Here is a 22,887-nt window from a genome sequence, read left to right as displayed (position 1 = left end):
ACACTTCCCGGTCCGCTGCGGCGGCGAAGGCCCGCAGGCGGGTCATGGTTTCGGCAAAGCGGGCCGGGGTCAGGGATTGCGGTCCGTCGCAGGAAGCCTGTTCCGGGTTGTTGTGTACCTCGACCAACAGGCCGTCGCACCCGGCCGCCACGGCCGCGTAGCTCATGGCGGGTACCAGGCTGGCGTGTCCGGTGGCATGGGAGGGATCGACGATGACCGGCAGGTGGGTCAGTTCCTTGAGCACCGGCACGGCGGACAGATCCAGTGTGTTGCGGGTCGCGGTTTCGAAGGTGCGGATGCCGCGCTCGCAAAGAATCACCCGCTGATTGCCTTCGGCCAGGATGTATTCGGCGCTCATGAGGAATTCCTGGATGGTGGTCGCCATGCCGCGCTTGAGCAGTACCGGTTTGTCCTGTTGGCCGAGGAGCTTCAGCAGGGCGAAGTTCTGGACGTTGCGGGCCCCGACCTGGAGGATGTCGGCATATCCGGCCACCAGTTCCAGGTCCTTGGGATTGACGACCTCCGTGATGATGGGCAAGCCGGTCTTTTCCCGGGCCAGGGCCAGCAGTTTCAGCCCTTCTTCCTCCATTCCCTGAAACGCGTAGGGACTGGTGCGCGGTTTGAAGGCACCGCCGCGCAGCACACTGGCGCCGGCAGCCTGTACCGCTTGGGCCGTTTCCAACAGTTGGCTTTCTCCCTCCACCGAGCAGGGACCGGCCATGACCACCAGTTTCCGTCCGCCGATGTCGAGTCCCGGCGCCAGGTTGAAGACGCTCGGTTCCGGTCGGACTTCACGGCTGGCCAGTTTGTAGGGCTTGAGAATGGGTACTACGGCCTCGACCCCGGCCATGGATTCCAGGGATTGCAGGACCGTTTTCCCCCGCTCGTCACCGATGGCCCCGATGACGTTGCGGGTTTCACCGTGAATGACATGGGGCTTGTAGCCCAGTTCCCGGATGCGTTTCTTGACTTCGGCCAGCAGTTCCTTGCCGGCGCCCTGTTTCATGACGATGATCATGGCGTTGCTCCTTTGGTAAGCCGCTGAGGGGTTATCCGGGGGGCTGGCTCAACCGTTCTTCCCTGGTGACCTACCAAAAGAAAAAACCACGGTCGAGCCGGTCAAGGCCACCCCGTGGTTTTCTGATTTTCGCAATGGATCGCGTCGCTAGCGCATCAGACTCCTACCTGGGCGGCCCGGCCAAAGAAAAAGCCGCCGCTAAAGTAAAAGGAGGGAAAAAATGCGCTGCTGAACAACATGGCGATCCTCATGTCAGGAATGAAGTCTTTTCCTAGCAGATAAATGGCCGACTGGCAAGAAAAATATCATTCCTCCGTCGGTGGCTCCTGCTGGGCCGACTCGATGAACCACTGCAGCCAGCGGTGCACGTCGTTACGGCGGATTTCGCCGCGCAGCAGGGCCATGCGCCGTTGCCGCTCTTCGGCCGACATGTTGATCGCCCGGTAGATGGCATCGGCCGTGTCGTCGATATCGTAGGGATTGACCAGCAACGCGCCTTTGCCGAGCTGTTCGGCGGCGCCGGCAAATTCGCTGAGGATCAGCACGCCGTTGTTGTCCACGGAGCAGGCACAGTATTCCTTGGCCACCAGGTTCATGCCGTCCCGCAGGGGGGTCACCAAGGCGATCTCCGAGGTGCGATAGCGGGCCAGCAATTGGGTGCGGTCCAGGCTCCGGTAGGCATAGTGAATCGGTGTCCATTCCGGTTGGCCGAAGCGGGCATTGATGCGTCCTGCCAGTTGATCGAGCAATTCCTTGAGGTTCTGGTAGTCGGGGACCAGGGTGCGGCTGGGGACCACCACCTGTAGCAGGGAGATGCGCTTGAGCAGGTCCGGGTATTTTTCGAGAGCTCTCTCAAAGGCCAGGAACCGTTCCGGCAGGCCCTTGGTGTAGTCCAGCCGGTCGATGCCCAGGAGCAGCTGGCGGCCGCGCAGGTTTTCATGCAGATACCAGGCGGCATCCTCGACTTCGGGGGACTGGGCGCCGTCGTTGAATTCATCGAAGTCGATGCTGATGGGGAAATGGCCCACCTTGATAATCCGGCCCTCATGGCGCAGCAGCGTATGATGGCGCTGGCGGGTGATGACCTCCACCTTCGGCAGCAGGGTGATGACCGTATTGACGAAATTGCGGCGGTCGCCCAGGGTCTGGAAGCCGAGCAGGTCATACTCCATCATGGCTTCGAGAAGCGGCATTTTCCAGGGCAGGCGGCGGAACAGATCCGGGGTGGGAAAGGGGATATGCAGAAAGAAGGCCAGTCGCTGCTTGACACCCATCTGGCGCAAATCGTCGCCGACCAGGAGCAGTTGGTAATCATGCACCCAGATAAAATCATCCGGGGCGGCGATGGCGGCGATGGCCGATGCAAACTTGCGGTTGACCGAGCCATAGGCTTCCCAGTTCTGGCGATCGAAGCGGCAATAGCCCAACAAATCGTGGAACAGGGGCCACAAAACCTCGTTGGCGAAGCCGCGGTAATAGCGTTCCACATCTTCTTCGCAAAGGGGAACCGGCAGCAGCTGATAGCCCTGCTCTTCCCGGAATTGTTTCAGCAGCGGCCCCAGTTCGGCTTGGGGTCCGCAACCCGGCCAGCCGATCCACAGGCCCTGGCTGCGCTGCATGATGGGCGCCAAAGCGGTGATCAGGCCACCGCTGCCCGGTTGCAGGGTCCAGTCCTCACCTTCCTGTCTGAAAACTGCAGGCAGCCGGTTGGAAACGATTATCAGGCGTTTGGGCTGTGAAACCGTCATGGCGAATGCTCCTTGCGAGAATCGTCAGTGTCCGACCATCATGCGCTGTTGCGCGGTCTGCTGCAGGCTGAGCTGCAGGGTCAGGTATTCCCGCAGGTGGCGGGTGATGAGAAAGTTTTCCGCGACGAACCGCTTGGCCCGTTGGCCCATCTCCTCCAGCAGACGCCGCCGTTGCAGCAGGTAGCGGATGCGCAGGGCGGCGCCTTCCGGAGTCCGCACCAGAAAACCGGTATACTGGTCAAAAACCTGCAGACGAATGCCCCCCGTATCACCGCCGATGACCGGCTTGCCCTTCCACATGCCCTCCGTCACCGTCAGGCCGAAGCCTTCCCGCAGGGATTTCTGCACGACGATGGTGGCAGCCCGTTGCAGGGCATTGATGGCGCGGTGAGCGTCGGAAGGCAACAGCAGCACATGGATGCGGGGATCATCGCCGGCCGCCTGCCGGACTTCATGAAGCACCGCGGCTCCTTCCGGATCGTCCGTTGCCTCCCCTCCGGCCAGCACCAGTTGCATGGGGGTCAGCCGTGCCGCCAGCTTGAAGGCGCGAATCACGCCGACGGGATCCTTGAAACGATCATAACGCGAAACCTGAAGAATGATGGGCAGATCGGGGTCCAATCCGAACCGCTCATAAATGTTGTCGACTTCGGCCGCGGGCAGATCGCGGTTCTTTTCACTTAAGGGATCGATGCTCGGCGCGATAATGTATTGCGGATGCGGCAGCGGTTGTGCGAACTCCGGCAGGGAAAAGATGCTGGCGTCATAGGGAGTGACCCATTTTTTCAGATATTTCCACACCGGGCGATAGGGCCGGCTGGCGTCGATGTGGCAGCGCCATATCCATTTGCCCCGGCGCGTGGGCAGGTGCGCCAGCAGTGCGGCCGGCTGGGGATCGTGAATGAAAACAAAATCCGCTTCCTCAAGGACAGGGCGCAGTCTCTCCGCCGTATCGGCGTTGGTCTGCCGATAGGTTTCCAGCAGGGAGTCGGTAATGCTGGTCTGGGTGCCTTGCAGGGCATTGTGAAAGCTCTTGGTGCATTCGTAAAAGGCGGGTGACCCACTGATGACTTCCCAGCGGGCATCCATGCCGAGAGCCTGTTTCAGGGGCAGCAGTTTCTGCAGAATTTCCGCGACGCCCCCGCCTTCGCGGGTTGAATTGACGTGGATGACCCGGGCGCCCTTCAAAGGTTCGGCCAGCTGCTGCAGGTGGTGAATGACTCCCGTTCCGGCCGCGGTTGCATAGCGTCCGAGGAAGTCGGCATTTGTCCCGTGCTTCGGCTGTTCCATCAGGCCAGCTCCTCGAAAAAATCCTGGGCAATGCGGGCGATGGTTCGACGAATTTCGCGCAGGGAGGAAAAATAGGGATCGAAATCGCCCAGCCGACGCGCCAATTCCTCAAAGGGGGCGCCGCAACTCATCAGCCAGGCGCTGAAATCGTCGCAGCGCTCGGCAGTACGGTTGCGGGCATCGATAAAGTGGTAGTAGATGCTTCCCGTGGACAAATTTGGCAGGCAGGCGGCGAGATCCCGCGGATCTTCCAGTTCCATGCCACTATCGAAGGAAATGAGTTGAGAACGCAGGAAATAAAACCACTGGTCGGCCCGTGCCCAGGGTATCAGCTCGCTTTCATCCAGGCGTTCTTCCACCACCTCGAGCAGTTCCTGGCGCAAATCCTCCTCGCAATCAAAGTCGGTGGGCAAAATCATGCTCAGCCGTTCTGCCAGGGGTTTGTCATGCAGGCCCCGATAGGCCCAGGAGGCGAAATCATTGCTGTATTCCGGTTCGTCAAACAGAGGTTGCAGCAGGCGCCCCCAGAAATGATGAGCGATGCTGTCCACCGGAACCTGCGTCAGCCCTTCCCTGAACTCCCGCAGGTTCTGAGCACGAAAGCCGGTGGAAAGGGTGATCAGAGCGCAGTCCCGGAGGGCAAAGGGCGTGGCTGCGTCTGGTGCTGGGTGGGAATCGGACATTTTGGAAATTCCTTTTAATTTGTCGGGCACATATACTGTCAATAATAACACGACAATTCAATGTGGCAAAGGCAGGCCGGGGCGGGGATGTCAAGGTGCGGGTTTTTTGCTTGACAGGTCGGAGTGAATTCTTTATAAACGGATTTCGACTTGCCCAGATAGCTCAGTCGGTAGAGCAGTGGACTGAAAATCCACGTGTCGCTGGTTCGATTCCGGCTCTGGGCACCATAAAAATAAGAAGGGGGTTGTCTTCTGCACGAGGACGACCCCCTTTTTCTTTTTCCAGCCTATCCGTGAATTGTTAAAGATCGAAGTTGCCGGCTGCTTCCGGTTGGTAGAGGATCGCCTCGATGCGGATCTGCTTGATGCCGGAGCGGACCTTGCGCTGCACCACCTGCCCCTGAACCCCGCCCAGGATGGCCGCACCGATGGGGGACAGAATGGACAGGCGGCCCGCCTCCAGGTTGGCTTTTTGGGGAAAAACCAGGGTGACCTCCATCTCCTTGTCGGTGTCCAGATCCCTGATTCTGACCCGGGAATTCATGGTCACGACGTCGGCGGGAATGGATCTGGAATCCACCAATCGACAGCGGCTGAGATCCTCTTCAAGTTGCTCAAGGTAGTCTTGATCCCGGGCATAATATTCCTTGGCGGATTCGATCAGTTCGAGCAGTCGGTCGTGATCGTATTCGGTGAGGAAAACCTGCTTCTGTTCCATGGTCGGCCTCCTTGGCAATCTTGCTGATTGCGCAAAAAACGAAACCCTCCCGAGCAGTACCGAAATGAACCGGTCGCTGATCGGAAGGGAGACAATCCAGCTGGTAGTTGGACTCTAACCGTAAGGGCGGAAATTGTCAAATGGAGCATGGCACAGAGGGCAGCCCGACGGACAGGCGGCCCTCTGCTGTTATATGAAAGGCAATCAGTCGTGTTGCATCAAACGCTGCCTTACCAGTTTTCGCCCAGCAGTTCGAAGTGGGCTTTGGGATGGGCACAGGCCGGGCAGAGTTCGGGGGCCTTGTGATTTTCATGCAGGTAGCCGCAGTTGCGGCAACGCCAGACTGCCTTATCGGAGCGCTCGAATACGCGATTGCTTTCGATGTTGGCCAGCAGGTCGCGGTAACGCTTTTCGTGCTGTTTCTCCGCCACCGAAATGGCGCGCCAAACGGCGGCGATTTCGGCGAAGCCTTCCTGGTCGGCCACGGCGGCGAAGGCCGGATACAGATCCGTATGTTCTTCATGTTCGCCCATGGCCGCAGCCAACAGGTTTTCCGCCGTGGTGCCGATCTTGCCGGCCGGGAAACAGGCGGTGATTTCCAGGTCGCCGCCTTCCAGGAATTTGAAGAAGCGCTTGGCATGCTCTTTTTCCTGGGCGGAGGTTTCATCAAAGATATCAGCGATCTGCACGAAGCCCTCTTTACGTGCCACGGAAGAAAAATAGGTGTAGCGATTGCGGGCCTGGCTTTCGCCGGAAAAGGATTTCAGAAGATTCTTTTCGGTTTCGGTGCCTTTGACGCTCTTCACGATCCATGCTCCTTGTCATAATAGGCCCTTGCGGGCGTTGGATGGGACATTGGGCTTAACAGGGTGAGCAAGCCCACGTTCAATAGATGCCGGCAATGGGTCAAGCCTAGAAACCTGTTTCGGGGAGATAAACGAGGAATCGCTTCGCTTCCCAGGTCAGCCGGTCCGATCCTTCTTCAGGCATTTGTTGCAGATACCATAAATCACGGCGTTCTTTCTTTCTATCCGGCCCCAGTGAGCGATTTCTTCCGGAACCCCGGACTGATCGAAGCCGGGCCAGTGAAAGTCCATGATTTCCTTGCAGCGACTGCAGACCAAGTGGTGGTGGGTGTCGTCCGCCACTTCGAACCGTCCCTGGCTTTCAGCCGTATCCAGCTTGTGAATCAGACCATGGCGGGCAAAGGTTGCCAGGGTGCGATATACCGTATCCAGGGACAGGGAGGGCATGCGCTCGAGCAACCTCTGATGTAATTCTTCCGCGGAAGGATGATCTTCGGACCGCGCCAACTCCCGATACACTTCCAATCGCTGGGGCGTCAACCGCATCCCCGATATCCGACAGGCCTCGCGCAGGGCTCGAAGCAGATGCGAGTCGGAATAATCAGATGACATCGATTTGGTCATGGGACCTCTTGATAATAATTCCTATCTGCGAATATAGTTCTTTAACTGCCCATGTCAAGGCCTTGGCTCAACCATTTGCACGAAGGCTGCCTGAATAGACGTCCGGCCCCAGGACAAGGTTCACCATGGGGCCGGTATGGCGGACAAAGGGGCGCTGGCGACAACTGCAATTCACCGGATCTTGGCTGCGAAATTTTGGCCGAAGCTGCGGCACTGCTCCAGCCCTTCCCCGTCCGGCTGCCAGGACAGACGCAGACCCTCCTCCACCGTTTCGAAACCGGCTTCAGCCAATTTCTCCGTCAGCAGCTTCACACACTCACCGCTCCAGCCAAAGGAACCGAAGGCCGCGGCCCGCTTGTTGCGGAAGCGCAGGCCGCGCATCTCCTCAAGGAGCCCGGCCACGGCCGAGAGAATGCCCTGGTTGATGGTCGGCGAGCCGAGCAGAATCGCCTTGGAACGGAACACCTCGGTAATCAGATCGTTTTTGTCCGAGCGTGCGCAGTTGAAGATTTTCACGGTCAAATCCGGTGCCGCCTGGCGCAGGCCGGCGGCGATGGTTTCAGCCATGATCCGGGTGGCGTTCCACATGGTGTCGTAGAGAATGGTCACCTGGTTTTCCTGGTAGGCTTCTGCCCAGGCCAGGTATTGCTCGACGATCTGCAGGGGATTGTCGCGCCAGATGACGCCGTGGCTGGTGCAGATCATCTTCAGGGGCAGCTTCAGGCTGACGAATTCTTCGATCTTCTTTTTCACCAGCGGGCTGAAGGGCGTGAGGATGTTGGCGTAGTATTTGATGCACTCGGCCCAAAGCTCGCAGGGATCGACGCGGTCATTGAAAGGCTCCTCGGCGGCGAGATGTTGACCGAAAGCATCGTTGGAGAACAGGATTTCTTCGCCGGTCAGATAGCAGAACATGCTGTCCGGCCAGTGCAGCATGGGCGCTTCGACGAAGATCAGTTCGCGGTTGCCGAGGGACAGGCGATCGCCGGTCTTGACCGGCTGGAAATTCCAATCCTGATGATAGTGGCCGCGCAGAGACTTGATGCCGTTGGCGGTGCAGTAGATGGGCTTGCCCGGCAGATGGCGCATCAGTTCCGGCAGGGCGCCGCTATGGTCCGATTCCGCATGATTGGCGATGACGAAATCGATGTCCTCCGGACGCACCACTTCGAACAGGCGATCCACAAATTCCTTGGCGAAGGGGGCCCAGACCGTGTCGATGAGGGCTGTTTTCTGGTCGCGCACCAGGTATGAATTGTAGGTTGAGCCCCGATGGGTCGAATATTCCTCACCATGGAATTTGCGTAATTCCCAGTCGATCTTGCCTACCCAGGTGACGCTTTCGGTAATCGGAATGCTCATGGGGCCTGCTCCTTTCAGGTTATGAACTTGGTCGGCGCCGTCGGCCTCGGCACCTTCACCACCAGGATGCGCAGGGGGCCATCGCTGCGGTTATGCCAGCAATGGGCAATGTGAGCCGGGCTGTCCACCAGGCTGTCGGCGGTGACGGTTTCCTGTTCGTCGCCAATTTCCACCACCCCGGTTCCCTCCAGCACATAGAAGAAGACATCCACCGGTGTGATGTGCTTTTTAAGGGACTGGCCGGGTGCCAGGTCCAGGTGCATGGCCTGGGCATGTTCGGTATCATAGAGTTTGTGCGCCTTGACCTGGTGTGGGTTGGCCTGAGGTTCAAGGCGGGCCATGGATGTGACCTTAATCATAGCAGATCCTTTCGATTTTTGTCGTGGAAGGCGCATTGAAATTCGCCACTGCGAAGCACGCCGGGCGCGCGTTAGGCGCCCCTAAGAGGCCATCTGCTTGACCACCAGCAGGCGCAAGGGGGTGCTGCCGTGGTTGGTCCAGCCGCGCTGGGCGTGGGCCGGAACGAGGGCCAGAGTATCGGAACCCACGGTTTCGGTGCGGGCGTCCACCTCTAGGGTGCCGGTGCCGGACAGCACGTAGAACAGAACAGTAATGGGCAGAGCATGGGCGGGTACGCTCTGACCCGTCTCCAGCACCATGTGCACCAGCTCCAGTCCCGGCAGGGTGACGAGCTTGCGGGCTTCGAAGGGCACGTCGATGGTCGCGGCTTTGAGCAGTTCGATGATTTGCATGATTCACGATCCTCCCTGATGGGAAAACATTTCCTTGTGGGTGCCCCCGGGACAGGGTGACTTTTGACTGCGGATGGTGAAACTATAGCGGGAAGAGAGGAACGGAAGCTTGATGGAGATCAATTCGGGGATTATTTACGGACAAGTTGCTTTGCGGCACCGGTGGCAACCTTGAACTGTTGCCGAGAAATTCAGGAGGGAGTTTGGGGCCCGTCGGGTTTGAGCTGCCGCCAGCGTTCTTCGGTATAAGTCTGATAGTGGATGTCGCCATGACAACGGCGGCAGATCACATTGCGACGCCAGCGCTCGGCGGTGGCGATCCAGCACCCCCGGGTGCAGAAGACAATGTAGCGCGGCGGCGCAAAACGCAGGGAATGACAACGACGGCCGGTCCCGCCGATGGCCATGGCCTTGGCCCGCCAGACGGCGTCGTGGTTATGCTTCTTGCCGACCAGGGCATGGGCGATTTCATGCAGCAGGGTGTCGCGGATTTCTTCCGCCGGAGCGACCAGGGCAAACTGCCGGGCCAGGGAAATCTCCTTGCGGTCGAAACGACAGCAGCCGGCACGGCGGCTGCCGTGGTCGAACCGAAACCGCCAGTCGGGCAGGCCGTGTTGCCGCAGCAGTTCCTGCGCCTGGTCGGTGACAGCGGCCAGTGGGTCGTCTTGAGTTGGCAGCACCTCATTTGCGCCGGCCGGACGGCTGAGCCGGCTATAGGGCACCTGAAATTCCCGTCCGTCTTCGCCCAGGACCAAGGCGCGCTTGGGATTGAGCCGGGTGATTCGACCCTCGACAGGCCGGCCCCGAAAGTCAAAAGCTACGGACTCGCTGACGCGGAAAACCGGCACATCTGACGTGGCCGCAGGCATCAGCGGAGCGGCCGGCGCCTTGCCCGATAGGGGTGCTTGAGCGCTGTCCAAGGCGGCCAGAGGAACCTGCAACCACTGTCGGTCATCGCAGAGAATAAACGCTCCCCGGGTGCCGATGTGGGCTACCACGCCGGATACGGCACGTCCCTGGTGGGTGAGCTGAACGCGATTCCCGACGGCTAAGGGTGCGGATTTGGATGGTTTCGGCACGACGACGGCTCCCAGCCTGGAATGATAAAAAGCCCGGTAAAGAACTATCATGGCAAAATAGGATAAAATGATCCAGTTCCAAGACGCCCGAAGCAGTCAGGCTGTTAATCCATCCATTCGGCACCCTTGAATTTCGCCATGAGGCCGGATATCCTGAGCCCGGGGTTGCTTTTGCCACCCCGGAGTCCCGGGCGAACTTAACATTCTTTTGCAGGTAGAGAGAACGTGAATCTTTATTTCAGGTTGCTGCTCATGTTGCTGCGCCTCTGGCGAACCAGGGGGGCCCGGCTCACAATCACCGATGAGGTGTCCCTGCCCTTTCGGGCCTGGCCGCTGGACTGCGATGCCAACCTGCACCTGACCAACGGCCGTTATTTCAGTCTCATGGATCCGGTGCGGATCTATCATCTGGGCCGCACCGGGCTGTTGCGCGAACTGCTGCGTCGTCGCTGGCAGCCGGTCCTCAATGCGGTGGAGATCACTTTCATCCGGCCGCTGGCTCCCCTGCAGCGTTTTAGCATATCCCTTCGGGTCCTTGGTTGGGATGAAAAATACCTCTATCTCGAGCATCGGTTCGAATCCCCCGGCACGTTGCATGCCGTTTCCCTGGGACGGGCGGCGTTTTTGGGCCGCGACGGGGTGGTGGCTCCGTCGGTCGTGGCGGCTCTGGCCGGCGGCCCGCAGAAATCGCCGCCCTTGCCGGAGGCGATTCGCGCCTGGCAGCGACTGCTCGAGGACAAGCGCGACCATTTTCGGGACAGCGTGCCGGTCGGAGCAGCCAGTACAGCTGTCTGATGCGCCATGAGAGGCGCTGCGAACTTTTGCAACATTCAGAAAGGAGCGGGATTCATGCAACAGCGGGACGGAGGTTGGAACCCCTACCTGGCCGGCGGTCTGGCCGGTTTGGTGAGTGTGCTGTCGGCGTGGTATAGCGGCATGTTTTTCGGTGCCTCCACCACTTTTGTGCGGGCGGCCGGACTCATCGAACGCCTGTTCATGCCGGAACGGGTGGCACAATTGGAGTATTTCGTCAAGACGACCCCGAAAATCGACTGGCAGTGGATGTTCCTGGTCGGGATTCTGCTCGGCGCTCTGCTCTCCGCCGTCACCTCCCGCAGCTTTCGCTGGCAGGCCCTGCCGGACATGTGGCAGGAGCGTTTTGGCGCCAACAGCCGCGCTCTGCGGGCCGTCGCCGCTTTTTGCGGCGGGGTGGTGCTGATTTTCGGGGCCCGGCTCGCGGACGGTTGTCCGAGCGGCCATGGTCTCAGCGGCACCATGCAGTTGGCGGTCAGCGGCTACATTTCTCTGGTCTGCTTTTTTGCCGGTGGCCTGCTGATGGCCCGGCTCATTTACCGCGGAAGGTGACATATGAAACTGCTGCTGAGCGGATTGGTGACGGGATTGCTGTTCGGTTTTCTGCTGCAGAAAGGCCGGGTGTTGCGCTACGACAAACAGCTTGCCGCCTTGCGACTGCAGGACATGACCATCGTCAAATTCATGCTTTCCACGGTAGTGGTCGGCATGGTGGGGCTCTTCCTGCTCTACGACCAGGAATTGGTTAAGCTGTCCATCAAGCCGACCATCCTCGGCGCCAATATTGTCGGCGGACTGATCTTCGGCATCGGCTGGGGTCTGGTCGGGTATTGCCCGGGCACCTCCCTGGGCGCCCTTGGCGAGGGGCGCTGGGATGCCCTGTGGGCCATCGCCGGCATGGTGGCGGGCGCCGGCCTGTTTGCGGAAGTGTATCCGCTGTTGACCCGCACCCTCCTTACTTGGGGCGACTATGGCAAGATCACCCTGCCGCAGGTGCTCGGCGTCAACCATTGGCTGCTGGTGGTTATCTTCGGTCTCGGCGCTCTGGCGCTGTTTCGCTGGTTTGAGAAAAAAGGGTTATGAGGGTAAAGGGGTTCAGTAAAGAGTCTCGCGCCCCCACGCCGAGGGCCGCATGAACCCATCCCTGGGGCTTGGCTGGCGCCATCCGGGCGCCAGACACCCTCGGCATGGGGGTGCGAGACTCTTTTTCACGGGTGCTGAATCGTTGCGGAAAGCTATGGATTTGTGCAAACCGCGGGGCGCTGTCCAAGACAGCGCCCCGTGTGGTTTCAGGCCTGGTCGCGGCCCCGCACCCGCTTGGCCAGCGCTTCCGTCAAGCGTTGCAGGGCCGGCGAACGATCGTCCGGATGCAGATGGATTTCCAGCAGAGCCCAGGTGCTCTGGTCCTCCATGGCCTGTTTCAGGGCCGCCTCCAATTGGCTCTCGGTGTGAATATCAAAACTGCGCCCGCTGCCGAGAAACTCCGGCAGCCGACTGAAGCGCCACGCCGGGATGTCGTTGAAGGCGCCGTCCAGCATCGGGCGTTCAGTGCTGTAGCCGCAGTTGTTGAGGACGATGACGATGGGGGTCAGACCGAAGCGGGCGGCGGTGGCCAGTTCCATGCCGGTCATCTGGAAGGCGCCGTCGCCGACCAGCACCACCGGACGCAGGTCGGGACGTGCCAGCTGGGCACCGATGGCCCCCGGCACGGCAAAGCCCATGGAGGTATAGTAGGCCGGGGCCAGAAAGGCGCCGGGATGGCGGATGGTCAGATCGGCGGCGGCAAACAGGGCCTCGCCCGGGTCGGCGAGCAGAACGGTATCGGCGGCCAGAAACGATTCCAGGCAGACCATGAGCCGGGCGATGGTGATGGGCTTTTCAGAAACGGCCCAGGGGGCTGCCGCCGGACGCTGCGTGGCGGCCGGTATCGGCGGAACGGTCAGCTTGGCTTTCCGCAGGGAGTCCAACAGATCCGGGAGATAGACTTCGGGATAGGCGTGATGGCCGACGGTGGTGCGTTCGCTGGTGGCGTAGATGGTACGGGACGGGTCGAGGCGCGCGGTAAAGATGCCCAGGTTGATGTCGGTCAGGAATGCGCCGAGGAGCAGCAGGCAGTCGCTGTCTTCGATCTGCTGCCGGACCCGGTCCGCGCCCAGCGCCCCTTCATAGAGCCCGATGAACTGCGGATGATCCTCCGGTAGTACGGATTTGGCCAGCAGGGTGGTGGCGAAGGGCAGCCCGGTGCGTTTTAGAAGATCCAGGAGCGCCTCCTGCAGGCCGTAACGCTGCACCTCGATGCCGGCCAGAATGACGGGCCGTCGGGCCCGGCTCAGGCGATTTTGGATTTCGTCCAGGGCTTCCGCCAACTGCGCCCCATCGCCGGCAGCGGGCTGCAGCCGTGGACGGCAGGGGGTCTGGCAGGAGCACTCCGTCAAATCCCGGGGCAGTTCGATGTAGACCGGCCGCTTGCAGCGCCAGGCGGTGTCCAGCACCCGGTCGATTTCGCAGCAACCGTTGTCCACGTCGGTCAGATCGGTGGCGGCTGCGGTCAACTCCCGGAAGATGCGCAACTGGGTGGCGAAATCCCGGACCTTGTGATGCAGCAGGGGATCGCGGAGCCGCTCGTTGAGTCCCGGCGCGCCGCTGATCACCACCACCGGCGATTTTTCGGCATAGGCCTGGGCGGTGGTATTAGCCAGTTTCAGTCCACCGACGCAATAGGTCACGCAGACCACGCCCATGCCGCGCAGCCGGGCGTAGGCATCGGCGGCGAAGCCGGCCCCCTGTTCGTCGCTGGTATTGATGAACTGCAGAGGGCTTTCTTCCAGTTGGTGGCAGAAGTTCAGAAAGTAGTCGCCCGGCACGCCGAAAACATGTTCGACGCCGTACTCCAAAAGACGACGGATGAGATACTGGCTGACGGTGGTTGACAGGGTCATGGCAGCCTCCGTGATCGGGTTATTACCGGGGTGCGGCCAACAGGCGGCGGGCCCGTTGCCCGCAGTCCGCCAGGGCGGCCGCTGCCTGCTGGGCCCATTGTGCGGCTTGTGCTTCATCGAGACGCTTCGGCAACTGTAGAGGCGGGCCGACGGCCAGGGCAACGCGTGCAAAGGGCAGCGGCAGAACCATGCCGTCCCAGCGTTTCTTCAGGCGCCAGCAGCGATTGGCGGCTACTTCAACAGGCAGCAGGGTAAAGCCGAAATGGGCGGCGAGTTCGACTGTCCGCGGCTTGATCTGGTGATAGGGGCCGAGGGGGCCGTCGGCGGCGATCCCCCAAAGGGTGTGTTCATGGAGGGCCTGGCGCAGGGCGCGCAGGAATTCCTTGCCCTGCTCCTCCGGCAGTTGCAGAGCGTCGTAGCCGAAGCGCCGGGCGGTGGCGGCGATGATCCGGCCCCGCCAGGAGCGATTGGTCAGAGCACAGGCGCGTTGCTCTTGCATCAGGACAAATAGCGGTAAATAACTGCCGTGCCAGAACAACACCAGGGTTCGTCGGTTTTGCCGCTGCAAGGTTTTCAGCTGCTCCATGCCCTGCAGGCTCCGGCGCCAGGTTCCGCTCCAAAGCCGTAACAGCAGATAGACCAGGGTGCCCAGGAGACTGGTCAGGATATCCGCCGCTGAGCGTTGCCATACAGGGCTGCGGGTCATGGCGCGCTTTTCGGTCCGGATAGCGCGGCACTGCGTAGTGCTTCGTTGACCGCCTGGGCGATGTTGTAGAGAATTTTCCATTCTTCCTCAAGGCGTTTGGCCGTTTTTCGCCAGGCGCCATTGCCCGTGGAACGGGGGGCCTGGTCCAGCACCAGGCCATAGAGATGGAGCAGTTTGGCGACACTGCGGGCCATGGAAAACCGGCGGGCGGTGGCGGCGGCCTGTTCGGCCAGGCGCATACGTTCGGCGGCCGGCAGTTCGGCCAGCCAGGCCAGGGCGGCTATGAATTCCTCTTCATTTTCGGTGGCCAGGAGGCGGCCGTTGCGCCCGTCCCGGACGATATCCCGAACCCCTGGCGCATCGACGGCCACTACCGGTGTGCCGGCGGCCATGGCTTCGGCCAGCACCATGCCCTGGGTTTCGCTCTGGGATGCAAACACGAAAGCATCCATGGCGCGGTAGGCATCGGCCAATTCCTCTTTTTGCAGCACGCCGGCCAGATGCAGCCGTGCTCCGACCCCGGCAGCCGCGCAGGCGGCCTGGACAATCTCCCTGGCCGGACCTTGACCGGCGACCAGCCAGTGGGCATCGGGCCGGTTCTGCAGGAATCGGCTGACGGTGCGGGAGAGGAACCCGAGGTTCTTTTCGGCGGACAGACGACCCAGGTAGCCGAGCAGCAGGGCGTCCTGCGGAATCTGGCAGCTCTGGCGAAAACGGTTGCCGTTACCGGCCTGAAAGTGGTCCACTTCGACCCCGGTGGGGATGACCCGGAGCGGGGTTTTTACTCCCCGTTCCCGCAGGCATTCGGCTACGGTACAGCTTGGTGCCACCACCGCATCGCACAGGTTGCAGTACCCGACCGCCAACTCCACGGCGAATCGCTGCAGGCGTCGGGAATCCAGCGGCAGGTAGTGGGTGTAGCGCTCATACATGGTGTGGTGGGTGAAGACTACCGGCAGACCGTGCTGGGCGGCGATACGCAAGGCGGTGTGACCGAGCAGAAAGGGGTGATGGGAGTGGACCAGATCGGGGGCGAAAGCCCGCACGTGCCTGGCCAGGCGACCGGGGACCGGCATGGGAATGGAAAAATCACTGTGGTGGAAATGCTTCCAGGCTGGAAATCGCACCACTCCCGGTTCGTCGACGGGGGCGCCGTCGAACTCCGGGGCAGCCACCATGACCTCGTGGCCCGCCCGGCACAGGGCGTCGCGAAAGCCCTGGACGCTGCGCGCCACGCCGCCGACATGGGGTGTGAAGGTATTGGTCACCATCAAGATTCGCATCTGCGGTCGTATTCATTCCGGTCGGGGAGCAGATCATGCCGCCTTCCTGTCGCTGGCGGAGTTCTGTTTCATTGTAACCGGTTTTTGTCTTTCGACCAGCAGGGGCGGTCGGGGCGTTTGTTTAATGCAGCAGGGCGGCCAGTTCTTCCCGGGTTACGGGATAGCGTTCGCCGCAATATTCGCAGGTCACCACCGGTGCCTCGCCGCTCGCCAGGATGTCTTCCAGTTCTTGACGTCCAAGGGCCCGCAGTAACTGCAGGATCTGTCGGCGGTGGCAACCGCAGTGAAAGGACAGAGCGGTTTCGCCATGGTCATGAAACGGCAGGCCGGCAAACAGTTGCTCCAGGATTTGGCGGGGCCCGAGGCCCTCGCGCAGCAGGGTCGTGGTCGAGGGCAGTTGCCGCAGACGATCCTCCAACAGCGCCACGGCGCTCTCATCCACCGGCGGCAGGGCCTGAATCAGGAAGCCGCCGGCAACGCCGACCCGGCCGTCTTCCTGCAGGGCGACGCCCAAGGCCACGGAGGAGGGGATCTGCTCCGAGGTGGTCAGGTAATAGGCCAGGTCCTCGGCGATTTCGCTGCTGACCAGTTGGACCATGCCCCGATAGGGTTCCTTCAGGCCCAGATCCTTGACGACATGCAAAAAGCCCGCTCGCCCCACAGCCTCGGCGACGGAAAGCTGGGTCATGGTTTCGGCCAGGGGAATCCGGGGCACTTTCAATGCACCCCGGACCCGGCCGCGGGCATCGGTCTCGGCGTGCAGTTTTTGCAGGGGACCGTTGCCTTCGACCATGATGGCCAGGCGTTGGTCATCCTTGAGCAGGCTGCCCAACAGGGCGGCTCCGGTCGCCAGGCGGCCGATGGCCATGGTGGCGATGGGGTCGCTGTCCTGGCGGCGGCGGATTTCCTCAACCAAGGCGGTGGTGACGGCGGCGGTGGCCCGCCAGGTGCCGTCGACGGTCGTGATGCGAATCAGATGATCCTTCATGCCATGGAATCCTGTGGTAATGGTTAATGGCCAGGGACAGCTTGCCCGGCGGCCGGTTTGTCGCTATAGTCTTGCACGAAACCGCACCGCTGCGGTTCTTCGCCCCAGCCCCGCCGGGAACTTTCCCGGGCAGCGCTGCAACCGCTTTGCAAAGCCGGTTTTTCGGGAAGTGCCGGACGGATACTAGCGGAAATGGCGCGTTTGTGACAAGACACCAATTGCACTTATGGAGGAGTCATGAAAATCATTCTGCCGGTGGCCGGTAAAGGGACCCGCTTACGCCCCCACACCCATACCCGGGCCAAATCCCTGGTGCAGGTAGCAGGCAAGACGGTCCTGGAGCACATCATCGAGCGCCTGAAAGTGCTGGCTGCCGATGAGCTGATCTTCATCACCGACGACAACGGCGAACAGATTGAGCGTTTCATGCAGCGTTGTTTTCCCGATCTGCGCTGCAGTTATATCGTCCAGCACGAACGCCTCGGTCCGGCCCACGCCGTGTCCCTGGCCGCACCCCGCATCGAGCCGGGCGACGATGTCCTGGTGGTGTTCAATGACACCATTTTCGTTACCGACCTGACGCGGATCCCGGAACTGGTGGCCGGCTGCGACGGGTTGATTTACTCCAAGGAGGTGGAGGACTACCAGCGTTTCGGCGTCAACGTGGTGCAGGACGGTTTTATCGTCGACATGGTTGAAAAGCCGGACACGCCCATTTCGCGCCTGGCCCAGGTCGGCCTGTATTATCTCAAGGACGCCAAAGGCTTCATGAAATACCTGGAACAGACCATCAACGCCGGGGAAACGGTCAAGGGCGAATTCTATCTGCCGGCGGTATTCATGCGCATGGTTGGCGAGGGGTTTTGCTTCCGGGCGCCGGAAATCGATGCCTGGCTTGATTGCGGCAAGCCGGAAACCCTACTGGAAACCAACCGTTTCCTCCTCAAGGAGCGGCACCTGTGTCGCGGCGAACTGATCGACACGGTGGTGCTGCCGCCGGTCCATATTGCCGAAGGGGTCACGGTACGGTCATGTATCATCGGTCCCAACGTTTCGGTGGCGCCGGGGACGGTCATCGAAAATTGCATCGTCAGCGACTCCATCATCAACGCCGATTGCCAGTTGCGCGCCATGAATCTGCGCGACAGCATTCTGGGTCAGGCCGTGCGGCTCACCGGTACTCCGCGCCGCATGAATGTCGGCGATCATTCCCTCATTGAGATGGAGGGCTGAGCCTCGTCCTTGACCGGCGCCGCCAGGCACAGGGCCAGGTACAGTGCGGCAGCATCCGTCACCTCCTGCAGCGGGACCTGTTCTTCAGGAGTGTGGGCCGTTTCCAGGGCACCGGGGCCCAGCAGCAGGGGCCGGCAGCCCTGCTCAAAGAACAGGTTGCCGTCGGAATGGGAGCGAAAGGCTCCGAACCGGACCGGTCGTGACAGCTCGGGCAACACTTCGCGCAGACAATGGGCCGGCCAGTGATCGATGCCCAGATCATAACCCTGACTGGACCAGGGAAAGGCGATCTCCAGGTCCAGTTCAGACAGCTGCCGGCCGGCCGCCGCCAGGCGCCGCCGCAGAGCATTGATGGGTTCCGCGGGGGACATGTGCGGCGGCAGATGCAGATCGATCCAGGTTTCGCAACGGTCGGGGATGACGAAGCCCGCCCGGGAGGAGTTCATTTCGCGTATGGAATAGACCAGGCCGTGATCGGCCCGTCGCAGCAAGGGTGCACGGCCCAGGTACAGCAGGGTACGCAGCATGGCTTCCACGGCATTGTGGCCGTGTTCCGGCAAGGAGGCGTGGCTGCGGCGGCCGCGGGTGGTCAGAACCGCCTCCAGGTAGCCGTAATGGGCGCAGCAGGCGGTCAATCCGGTCGGTTCGCCGATGACCACCCAGGCGGGGCGGCGTTGTTCCAGAAAGGCGGTGCTGCCGGCCCCGTCCTCCTCCTCTCCCACCACCAGCAACAATCCCGCGGCGGGTCGCCGTTCTGCCGGGAAATGCTCGGCCAGCACCAGAAAGGCTTCCACCATGGCCGCACAACCGGCCTTCATATCGGCGGCGCCGAGGCCGTGCAGCATCCCGTTCCTTTCCACCGGGCCCTGCTCCTGCAGTTCCCAATCCGGCACCGTATCGACATGACCGACCAGGTAGAAATCGGGCTCGGTCCCGGTTGGCACGCAACGCAGGTTGAACCGCTCCTCGTCGACCACTTCCCGCAACACCTGCCATCCCCCCTGCCGCAGGATGGTCTCCAGGAACAGCTGGATATCGCCCTCCTTGCCCGAAGGCGAATAGATTTCAACCATAGCGTGCAACAGGCGACGCAGACGTTCAGGTTGGAGGTGACGACGCAGATCACGCCACAGGCTCATCATGGCGGCTCCCTTGCTTGCGTTTGCGGGTCAGGTTGAGGGTCATGTAGACATGCTGCTGAGGATTGCCGAATCCCTGCTTGCGAAAAAAGGCCAGGGCCGGTTGATTGTTGGCGGCGGTGTCGATGATGATCATGCGCACTCCCTGCTCGCGCATGCGCCTTTTCAAGTCACGAAACAACCGCACGCCGATGCGGCCCTTCTGCACCGTCGGACTGACCCCGAGCCAGACCAGGTAGCCGTATTTCCAAGGCGAGCGATGTTTTTCCACCGTCGTGCCGAGGGCAAAGCCGACGATGCGGTCGTCGATCTCACCGACCAGACACAGTTCGCTGTCGGAATTGAACAGGGTGGTGATTTCGTATTCATCCCAGGTGCGATACAGAGTCGGAAACAGATCGGCGGTAAAGATCTCCTCGCCGATATGAAACACCTCGGACAGATCGTCGATGGTCATTTCCCGAATGCGTAACCTGCCGCTCCGGGTTGTTGACGCCTGGTTCATGGGAATTCCTTTCCAAGGGCACAGGGTTCCTGAAAAGTATAGCAAATCAAAACGCTTGCCGCCCTTGCCCGGAGTGGATGGAATCGTTATCATGACCGGAGCCGCTCGTTTGCCAGGCGGACCCGGATTTTTATCGTCGCTGAAGAAAGAGAAAGAATTATGACTCCTGCCCTGGTTCGGGTTCTGTCCTGGCTGGCTCCGCCCCTGCTCGGCGCCATTATCGGTTACGTGACCAACACCATTGCCATTCGCATGCTGTTTCGCCCTTTACGGCCCTGGTATATCTGGAAGTGGCGCCTGCCCTTGACCCCGGGCATCATTCCGTCCAAGCGGGGCGAATTGGCGATGCGCATCGGGGAGATGGTCGGCAGCCATCTGGTGACCGGCGAGGAGGTGGGGCGGGCTCTGGAACGGGACGCCTTTCGCCGTGAATTGCGCATGGCGGTGGCGGATCGGCTCGATGCCCTGTTGCATCGCGAGTTGGGACCGGCGGCGGAGTTGGTGCCGGAACGTTTCCGGGTCCGCTTTGATGAATTGGCGGAACGTTTGCGTTGGCAACTGAGCCGGGAATTGTTTCTTTATCTGGAAAGCCCGGTTTTCGCCCAGCGCCTGCGTTGCTGGCTGCAGGAGCGGGGTGAACGGCTGCTGTCTCGGGATGTGGCCGGCTTGCTCCCCCCGCAGCAACGTCTGCTGGTAGAAAATCATCTGCGGCGGCTGGCCAAGGAATGGATCCAGTCCGCGGCCACGGGCCGGGCCGCAGCCCACATGCTCGATGAACAGCTCAGCCAATGGCTCGATTCCGATGCCAGTCTGCGTGACTGGCTGCCGGCGGAGCTGGTCGCCGGGCTGCTGGATCGACTTGAGGCCGAGCTACCGGCTCTGCTGGAACGGTTGGTGGCCATGCTCCAGCAACCTGAGATCCGCGAAGGGCTGCTGCGACGGGCACAGGAAGCGATTCAGAAATTCATCGCCTCCCTGGGCGGTTTGTCCGGTCTGGTGAGCAGCTTTCTGAAACCGGAGACCATCAGCCGTCATCTGCCCGGTCTGCTGGATCGGGGAGCCGAACAACTGTCCGCATTTCTTGCAGAGGAGCAGACAAGGCAGCAGATTGCCGAGTTGCTGCGGCAGCGCCTGGAAGGTCTTTTGGACCGGCCGGTGCGTGATTTGCTGGCCCGAGTCCCCTACGGCCGGATTGCCCGGGTGAAGCGGGCCTTGCGGGCCCGGGTGGTGGTCCTGGTGCGGGGGGACGCAGGAGGGCGGTTGGCGGATGCTGTACTGGATCAATTGCTGACCAGTGTTCGCGGTCGGACCCTGGGCGAGTTGCTGGCGGCCGGACTGCCGGAGGGTGGCTTGGAGCGGGGCCAGGCGGCCCTGGCAGAGCGCCTGCTGGCTGTGCTGTGCTCTCCAACGGCTCGGGCAGTGGTGGAGGCAGAATTGGCCGTGCTGGCCCAGGAATGGCTTTACCGGCGGCCCTTGGGCAGGCTGTCGGCGCGCATGTCCAGTGAGGCGCGGGCCGAGTTGGAAGAGGCGCTCGGTCAACAACTGACGGAGTTGCTGCGTAAGGAGGTCCCGGCCCTGGTTGAATCCCTGGATGTGCGATCCATGGTTGAGGATAAGGTCAATGGTCTCGATATCCTCGAGGTCGAGGGGCTGCTGCTGGGCATCATGCAGGAACAATTCAAGTATATCAACCTGTTCGGAGCCCTGCTTGGGGGGCTGATCGGTCTGGTCAATCTGTTGCTGCTGCTCTGGCTGTAAAGGGGGAAGCCGATCCGGGCCAGGTCGGTTATAATCTGAAAGCCGGGAGGGTCGCGCCGCCCGGATCGGTTAGCCTCGATGCAACTGGTCGGCGGTCGCGGAGAAGGGTCCCGCGCCCCCAGGTCGAGGGCCGCATGAATCCATCCCTGGGGCTTGCCTGGCGGCAGCCGGACGCAGACACCCTCGGCATGGATGCCCTGAGACCCTTGGCCGAACAGTTACTCGTCGATTTTCCAACAGGACTGCGGAGGGATGAAAAAACACCGCGCTTACCGTTTTCCAACCAGGTCCGGGCACCGGTATCGGCTGTGGATCGATGGCCATGGGTTTTTTCCGGCCATGGAACGTGCCATCGCCAACGCCCGGCGTTATGTGTTGTTGGAGTTCTACCTGTGCGAGTCGGGCGCCTTGATGGAGCGGTTCATTTTGCTGCTGGCGGCAGCAGCGCAGCGTGGCGTGCGGGTTTGCCTCCTGCTCGATGCCTATGGGGCGATGGGGTTGCAGAAGGGCGATCGGGAACGCTTGTGCAGCAGTGGTGTGGATCTGGCGTTTTACAATCCCCTGAGACTGGCCCGCTGGGGGCGCAATCTGTTTCGGGATCATCGCAAGCTGCTGGTGGTCGACGGCGAGGTGGCTTTTACCGGCGGTGCCGGCCTGACGGACGATTTCGACCCTGATCTACGACCGGAGACCTGGTGGCATGACACCATGCTGGAGATCCGCGGTCCCTGCGTGGCCGATTGGCATGCCCTCTTTGCCCGCATCTGGAACCGCTGGGCCCCCTTCCCTCTGGCCGCCTGCGCACCGTGTTCGACGCCGGAATACGTGGGCGGTGGCCTGGGTCGGGTGGCGGCTCAGCCCCTGGCCGTGGCGCGTTCGGAAATCATGCGCTCCTATGTTCGGGAAGTTCGCAAAGCCCGGCAACGGGTCTGGCTGGCGACCGCCTATTTCATGCCGTCCTGGAAATTGGCGCGGGCGTTGCGAATGGGGGCCCGACGCGGTTGTGACGTCCGCCTGTTGCTGCCGGGGCCGTTCACCGATCACCCCTCGGTGCGCCACATGGGGCGCCGGTATTACCAGAGCCTGCTGCGTCACGGGGTGCGGATTTTCGAGTATCAGCCGCGTTTTTCCCATTTGAAGCTGTTGTTGTGCGACGACTGGGTCAGCCTCGGTTCCAGCAATGCCGATGCCTGGAACTACCGCTGGAACCTGGAGGCCAATCAGGAAGCCCAGGATCCGGATTTGGCCGAGCAGGTCGAAACCATGCTGCAGGAGGATTTCGCCCGGAGCCTGGAAATCGACCTGGCCGACTGGCTGCGGCGGCCCTGGCACCGCCGCTGGCCTGAATGGTTTTGGGGCCGGGTACAGGCTCTGCTGGCCTGGATCAGTTCCCAGGTAAGGCAGCGAACCGGTTCCGACGAGCCCTTGTGATGGATTCCCCCC

At 61.4% G+C, this 22,887-nt stretch carries 23 protein-coding genes and 1 tRNA gene; 7 read left to right on the top strand and 17 right to left on the bottom strand.

The features are described 5' to 3' along the window. The 4 genes from aroF to JQN68_RS13515 all read right to left on the bottom strand — a co-directional run. Positions 1 to 1,018 (bottom strand): 3-deoxy-7-phosphoheptulonate synthase (gene aroF / locus JQN68_RS13530; protein WP_225073143.1); only part of this gene is annotated, 1,018 nt, incomplete at its 3' end. Between the two features lie 305 nt (positions 1,019 to 1,323). Then, positions 1,324 to 2,766, bottom strand: coding sequence for an alpha,alpha-trehalose-phosphate synthase (UDP-forming) (locus JQN68_RS13525; protein ID WP_225073142.1), 1,443 nt, complete (start codon positions 2,764 to 2,766; stop codon positions 1,324 to 1,326). A gap of 24 nt (positions 2,767 to 2,790) precedes the next feature. Further along, the gene (locus tag JQN68_RS13520) at positions 2,791 to 4,056 is read right to left on the bottom strand and encodes a glycosyltransferase (protein WP_249621243.1); all 1,266 of its coding nucleotides are present in this window, start codon (positions 4,054 to 4,056) and stop codon (positions 2,791 to 2,793) included. Next, complete coding sequence (locus JQN68_RS13515; protein WP_225073140.1) at positions 4,056 to 4,739, bottom strand: DUF5752 family protein; 684 nt, start codon at positions 4,737 to 4,739, stop codon at positions 4,056 to 4,058. Before JQN68_RS13515 ends, JQN68_RS13520 begins: the two co-directional genes overlap by 1 nt. Positions 4,740 to 4,891: 152 nt before the next feature. On the opposite strand from JQN68_RS13515, the gene JQN68_RS13510 reads away from it, so the two are divergent. Beyond that, positions 4,892 to 4,967: transfer RNA gene (locus JQN68_RS13510), tRNA-Phe, on the top strand. Positions 4,968 to 5,040: 73 nt separating this feature from the next. Here the strand turns inward: JQN68_RS13510 and rnk are convergent. The 7 genes from rnk to JQN68_RS13475 form a co-directional block, all read right to left on the bottom strand. Continuing rightward, a complete protein-coding gene (gene rnk, locus JQN68_RS13505) occupies positions 5,041 to 5,457 on the bottom strand; it encodes a nucleoside diphosphate kinase regulator (protein WP_225073139.1) in 417 nt (138 codons plus the stop codon). A gap of 230 nt (positions 5,458 to 5,687) precedes the next feature. Continuing rightward, positions 5,688 to 6,263, bottom strand: coding sequence for a rubrerythrin (gene rbr / locus JQN68_RS13500; protein WP_225073138.1), 576 nt, complete (start codon positions 6,261 to 6,263; stop codon positions 5,688 to 5,690). A gap of 156 nt (positions 6,264 to 6,419) precedes the next feature. Beyond that, entirely contained in the window at positions 6,420 to 6,887 is a 468-nt protein-coding gene (locus tag JQN68_RS13495; RefSeq protein ID WP_225073137.1) for a Fur family transcriptional regulator, read from the bottom strand. A 171-nt stretch (positions 6,888 to 7,058) separates the two neighbouring features. Beyond that, a complete protein-coding gene (locus JQN68_RS13490; protein ID WP_225073136.1) occupies positions 7,059 to 8,249 on the bottom strand; it encodes an anaerobic nitric oxide reductase flavorubredoxin in 1,191 nt (396 codons plus the stop codon). 14 nt (positions 8,250 to 8,263) lie between these two features. Then, complete coding sequence (locus JQN68_RS13485) at positions 8,264 to 8,608, bottom strand: cupin domain-containing protein (protein ID WP_225073135.1); 345 nt, start codon at positions 8,606 to 8,608, stop codon at positions 8,264 to 8,266. A gap of 81 nt (positions 8,609 to 8,689) precedes the next feature. Next, entirely contained in the window at positions 8,690 to 9,001 is a 312-nt protein-coding gene (locus JQN68_RS13480; protein WP_225073134.1) for a cupin domain-containing protein, read from the bottom strand. A 191-nt stretch (positions 9,002 to 9,192) separates the two neighbouring features. Further along, the gene (locus JQN68_RS13475) at positions 9,193 to 10,080 is read right to left on the bottom strand and encodes a SprT family zinc-dependent metalloprotease (RefSeq protein ID WP_225073133.1); all 888 of its coding nucleotides are present in this window, start codon (positions 10,078 to 10,080) and stop codon (positions 9,193 to 9,195) included. A 225-nt stretch (positions 10,081 to 10,305) separates the two neighbouring features. Here JQN68_RS13475 and JQN68_RS13470 point away from each other — a divergent pair, with 225 nt between their 5' ends. From JQN68_RS13470 to JQN68_RS13460, 3 genes are read left to right on the top strand one after another with little or no spacing between them, the layout of a single operon-like run. Next, positions 10,306 to 10,875 (top strand): thioesterase family protein, encoded by a 570-nt coding sequence (locus JQN68_RS13470; protein WP_225073132.1) that lies wholly within the window; start codon positions 10,306 to 10,308, stop codon positions 10,873 to 10,875. A gap of 54 nt (positions 10,876 to 10,929) precedes the next feature. After that, entirely contained in the window at positions 10,930 to 11,445 is a 516-nt protein-coding gene (locus tag JQN68_RS13465) for a YeeE/YedE thiosulfate transporter family protein (RefSeq protein ID WP_225073131.1), read from the top strand. Between the two features lie 3 nt (positions 11,446 to 11,448). Then, positions 11,449 to 11,976, top strand: coding sequence for a DUF6691 family protein (locus tag JQN68_RS13460; protein ID WP_225073130.1), 528 nt, complete (start codon positions 11,449 to 11,451; stop codon positions 11,974 to 11,976). 206 nt (positions 11,977 to 12,182) lie between these two features. Here the strand turns inward: JQN68_RS13460 and JQN68_RS13455 are convergent, their stop codons facing one another. From JQN68_RS13455 to hslO, 4 genes are all read right to left on the bottom strand, one after another. Then, complete coding sequence (locus JQN68_RS13455; protein ID WP_225073129.1) at positions 12,183 to 13,832, bottom strand: alpha-keto acid decarboxylase family protein; 1,650 nt, start codon at positions 13,830 to 13,832, stop codon at positions 12,183 to 12,185. Between the two features lie 22 nt (positions 13,833 to 13,854). Beyond that, entirely contained in the window at positions 13,855 to 14,538 is a 684-nt protein-coding gene (locus JQN68_RS13450) for a lysophospholipid acyltransferase family protein (protein WP_225073128.1), read from the bottom strand. Continuing rightward, a complete protein-coding gene (locus JQN68_RS13445; protein WP_225073127.1) occupies positions 14,535 to 15,821 on the bottom strand; it encodes a glycosyltransferase in 1,287 nt (428 codons plus the stop codon). The genes JQN68_RS13450 and JQN68_RS13445 overlap by 4 nt, the downstream gene beginning before the upstream one ends. A 121-nt stretch (positions 15,822 to 15,942) precedes the next feature. Beyond that, positions 15,943 to 16,809 carry an Hsp33 family molecular chaperone HslO gene (gene hslO / locus JQN68_RS13440; RefSeq protein WP_225073126.1) on the bottom strand — a complete coding sequence of 289 codons (867 nt, stop codon included), beginning with the start codon at positions 16,807 to 16,809 and terminating at the stop codon, positions 15,943 to 15,945. 237 nt (positions 16,810 to 17,046) lie between these two features. On the opposite strand from hslO, the gene JQN68_RS13435 reads away from it, so the two are divergent. Further along, positions 17,047 to 18,042: a sugar phosphate nucleotidyltransferase gene (locus JQN68_RS13435; protein WP_225073125.1), complete on the top strand. Its 996-nt coding sequence runs from the start codon at positions 17,047 to 17,049 to the stop codon at positions 18,040 to 18,042. Here JQN68_RS13435 and JQN68_RS13430 read toward each other — a convergent pair. Together JQN68_RS13430 and JQN68_RS13425 are read right to left on the bottom strand one after the other, a co-directional pair. Then, complete coding sequence (locus tag JQN68_RS13430; protein WP_225073124.1) at positions 18,015 to 19,184, bottom strand: M20 family metallopeptidase; 1,170 nt, start codon at positions 19,182 to 19,184, stop codon at positions 18,015 to 18,017. The genes JQN68_RS13435 and JQN68_RS13430 overlap by 28 nt on opposite strands. Then, a complete protein-coding gene (locus tag JQN68_RS13425; protein ID WP_225073123.1) occupies positions 19,165 to 19,686 on the bottom strand; it encodes a GNAT family N-acetyltransferase in 522 nt (173 codons plus the stop codon). Before JQN68_RS13425 ends, JQN68_RS13430 begins: the two co-directional genes overlap by 20 nt. Before the next feature lie 159 nt (positions 19,687 to 19,845). On the opposite strand from JQN68_RS13425, the gene JQN68_RS13420 reads away from it, so the two are divergent. Both JQN68_RS13420 and JQN68_RS13415 read left to right on the top strand, forming a co-directional pair. Continuing rightward, complete coding sequence (locus JQN68_RS13420; protein ID WP_225073122.1) at positions 19,846 to 21,444, top strand: DUF445 family protein; 1,599 nt, start codon at positions 19,846 to 19,848, stop codon at positions 21,442 to 21,444. A 339-nt stretch (positions 21,445 to 21,783) separates the two neighbouring features. Further along, positions 21,784 to 22,875 (top strand): phospholipase D-like domain-containing protein, encoded by a 1,092-nt coding sequence (locus tag JQN68_RS13415; protein ID WP_249621242.1) that lies wholly within the window; start codon positions 21,784 to 21,786, stop codon positions 22,873 to 22,875. The last annotated feature ends 12 nt before the right edge of the window (positions 22,876 to 22,887 follow it).

This window comes from Desulfuromonas sp. CSMB_57 (genome assembly GCF_020194955.2).
In the GTDB taxonomy this organism is placed as follows: domain Bacteria; phylum Desulfobacterota; class Desulfuromonadia; order Desulfuromonadales; family Syntrophotaleaceae; genus JAFCIY02.
This window is presented reverse-complemented; position numbering and strand designations above follow the sequence as displayed.

Coding starts and splice junctions, on each gene's coding strand:
- JQN68_RS13460 (WP_225073130.1), top strand. CDS start 11,449: ATGAAACTGCTGCTGAGCGGATTGGTGACGGGATTGCTGTTCGGTTTT.
- JQN68_RS13455 (WP_225073129.1), bottom strand. CDS start 13,832: ATGACCCTGTCAACCACCGTCAGCCAGTATCTCATCCGTCGTCTTTTG.
- JQN68_RS13450 (WP_225073128.1), bottom strand. CDS start 14,538: ATGACCCGCAGCCCTGTATGGCAACGCTCAGCGGCGGATATCCTGACC.
- JQN68_RS13480 (WP_225073134.1), bottom strand. CDS start 9,001: ATGCAAATCATCGAACTGCTCAAAGCCGCGACCATCGACGTGCCCTTC.
- JQN68_RS13445 (WP_225073127.1), bottom strand. CDS start 15,821: ATGCGAATCTTGATGGTGACCAATACCTTCACACCCCATGTCGGCGGC.
- hslO (WP_225073126.1), bottom strand. CDS start 16,809: ATGAAGGATCATCTGATTCGCATCACGACCGTCGACGGCACCTGGCGG.
- JQN68_RS13435 (WP_225073125.1), top strand. CDS start 17,047: ATGAAAATCATTCTGCCGGTGGCCGGTAAAGGGACCCGCTTACGCCCC.
- JQN68_RS13425 (WP_225073123.1), bottom strand. CDS start 19,686: ATGAACCAGGCGTCAACAACCCGGAGCGGCAGGTTACGCATTCGGGAA.
- JQN68_RS13420 (WP_225073122.1), top strand. CDS start 19,846: ATGACTCCTGCCCTGGTTCGGGTTCTGTCCTGGCTGGCTCCGCCCCTG.
- JQN68_RS13525 (WP_225073142.1), bottom strand. CDS start 2,766: ATGACGGTTTCACAGCCCAAACGCCTGATAATCGTTTCCAACCGGCTG.
- JQN68_RS13485 (WP_225073135.1), bottom strand. CDS start 8,608: ATGATTAAGGTCACATCCATGGCCCGCCTTGAACCTCAGGCCAACCCA.
- JQN68_RS13465 (WP_225073131.1), top strand. CDS start 10,930: ATGCAACAGCGGGACGGAGGTTGGAACCCCTACCTGGCCGGCGGTCTG.
- JQN68_RS13495 (WP_225073137.1), bottom strand. CDS start 6,887: ATGACCAAATCGATGTCATCTGATTATTCCGACTCGCATCTGCTTCGA.
- JQN68_RS13430 (WP_225073124.1), bottom strand. CDS start 19,184: ATGATGAGCCTGTGGCGTGATCTGCGTCGTCACCTCCAACCTGAACGT.
- JQN68_RS13415 (WP_249621242.1), top strand. CDS start 21,784: ATGGAACGTGCCATCGCCAACGCCCGGCGTTATGTGTTGTTGGAGTTC.
- JQN68_RS13520 (WP_249621243.1), bottom strand. CDS start 4,056: ATGGAACAGCCGAAGCACGGGACAAATGCCGACTTCCTCGGACGCTAT.
- JQN68_RS13515 (WP_225073140.1), bottom strand. CDS start 4,739: ATGTCCGATTCCCACCCAGCACCAGACGCAGCCACGCCCTTTGCCCTC.
- rnk (WP_225073139.1), bottom strand. CDS start 5,457: ATGGAACAGAAGCAGGTTTTCCTCACCGAATACGATCACGACCGACTG.
- JQN68_RS13490 (WP_225073136.1), bottom strand. CDS start 8,249: ATGAGCATTCCGATTACCGAAAGCGTCACCTGGGTAGGCAAGATCGAC.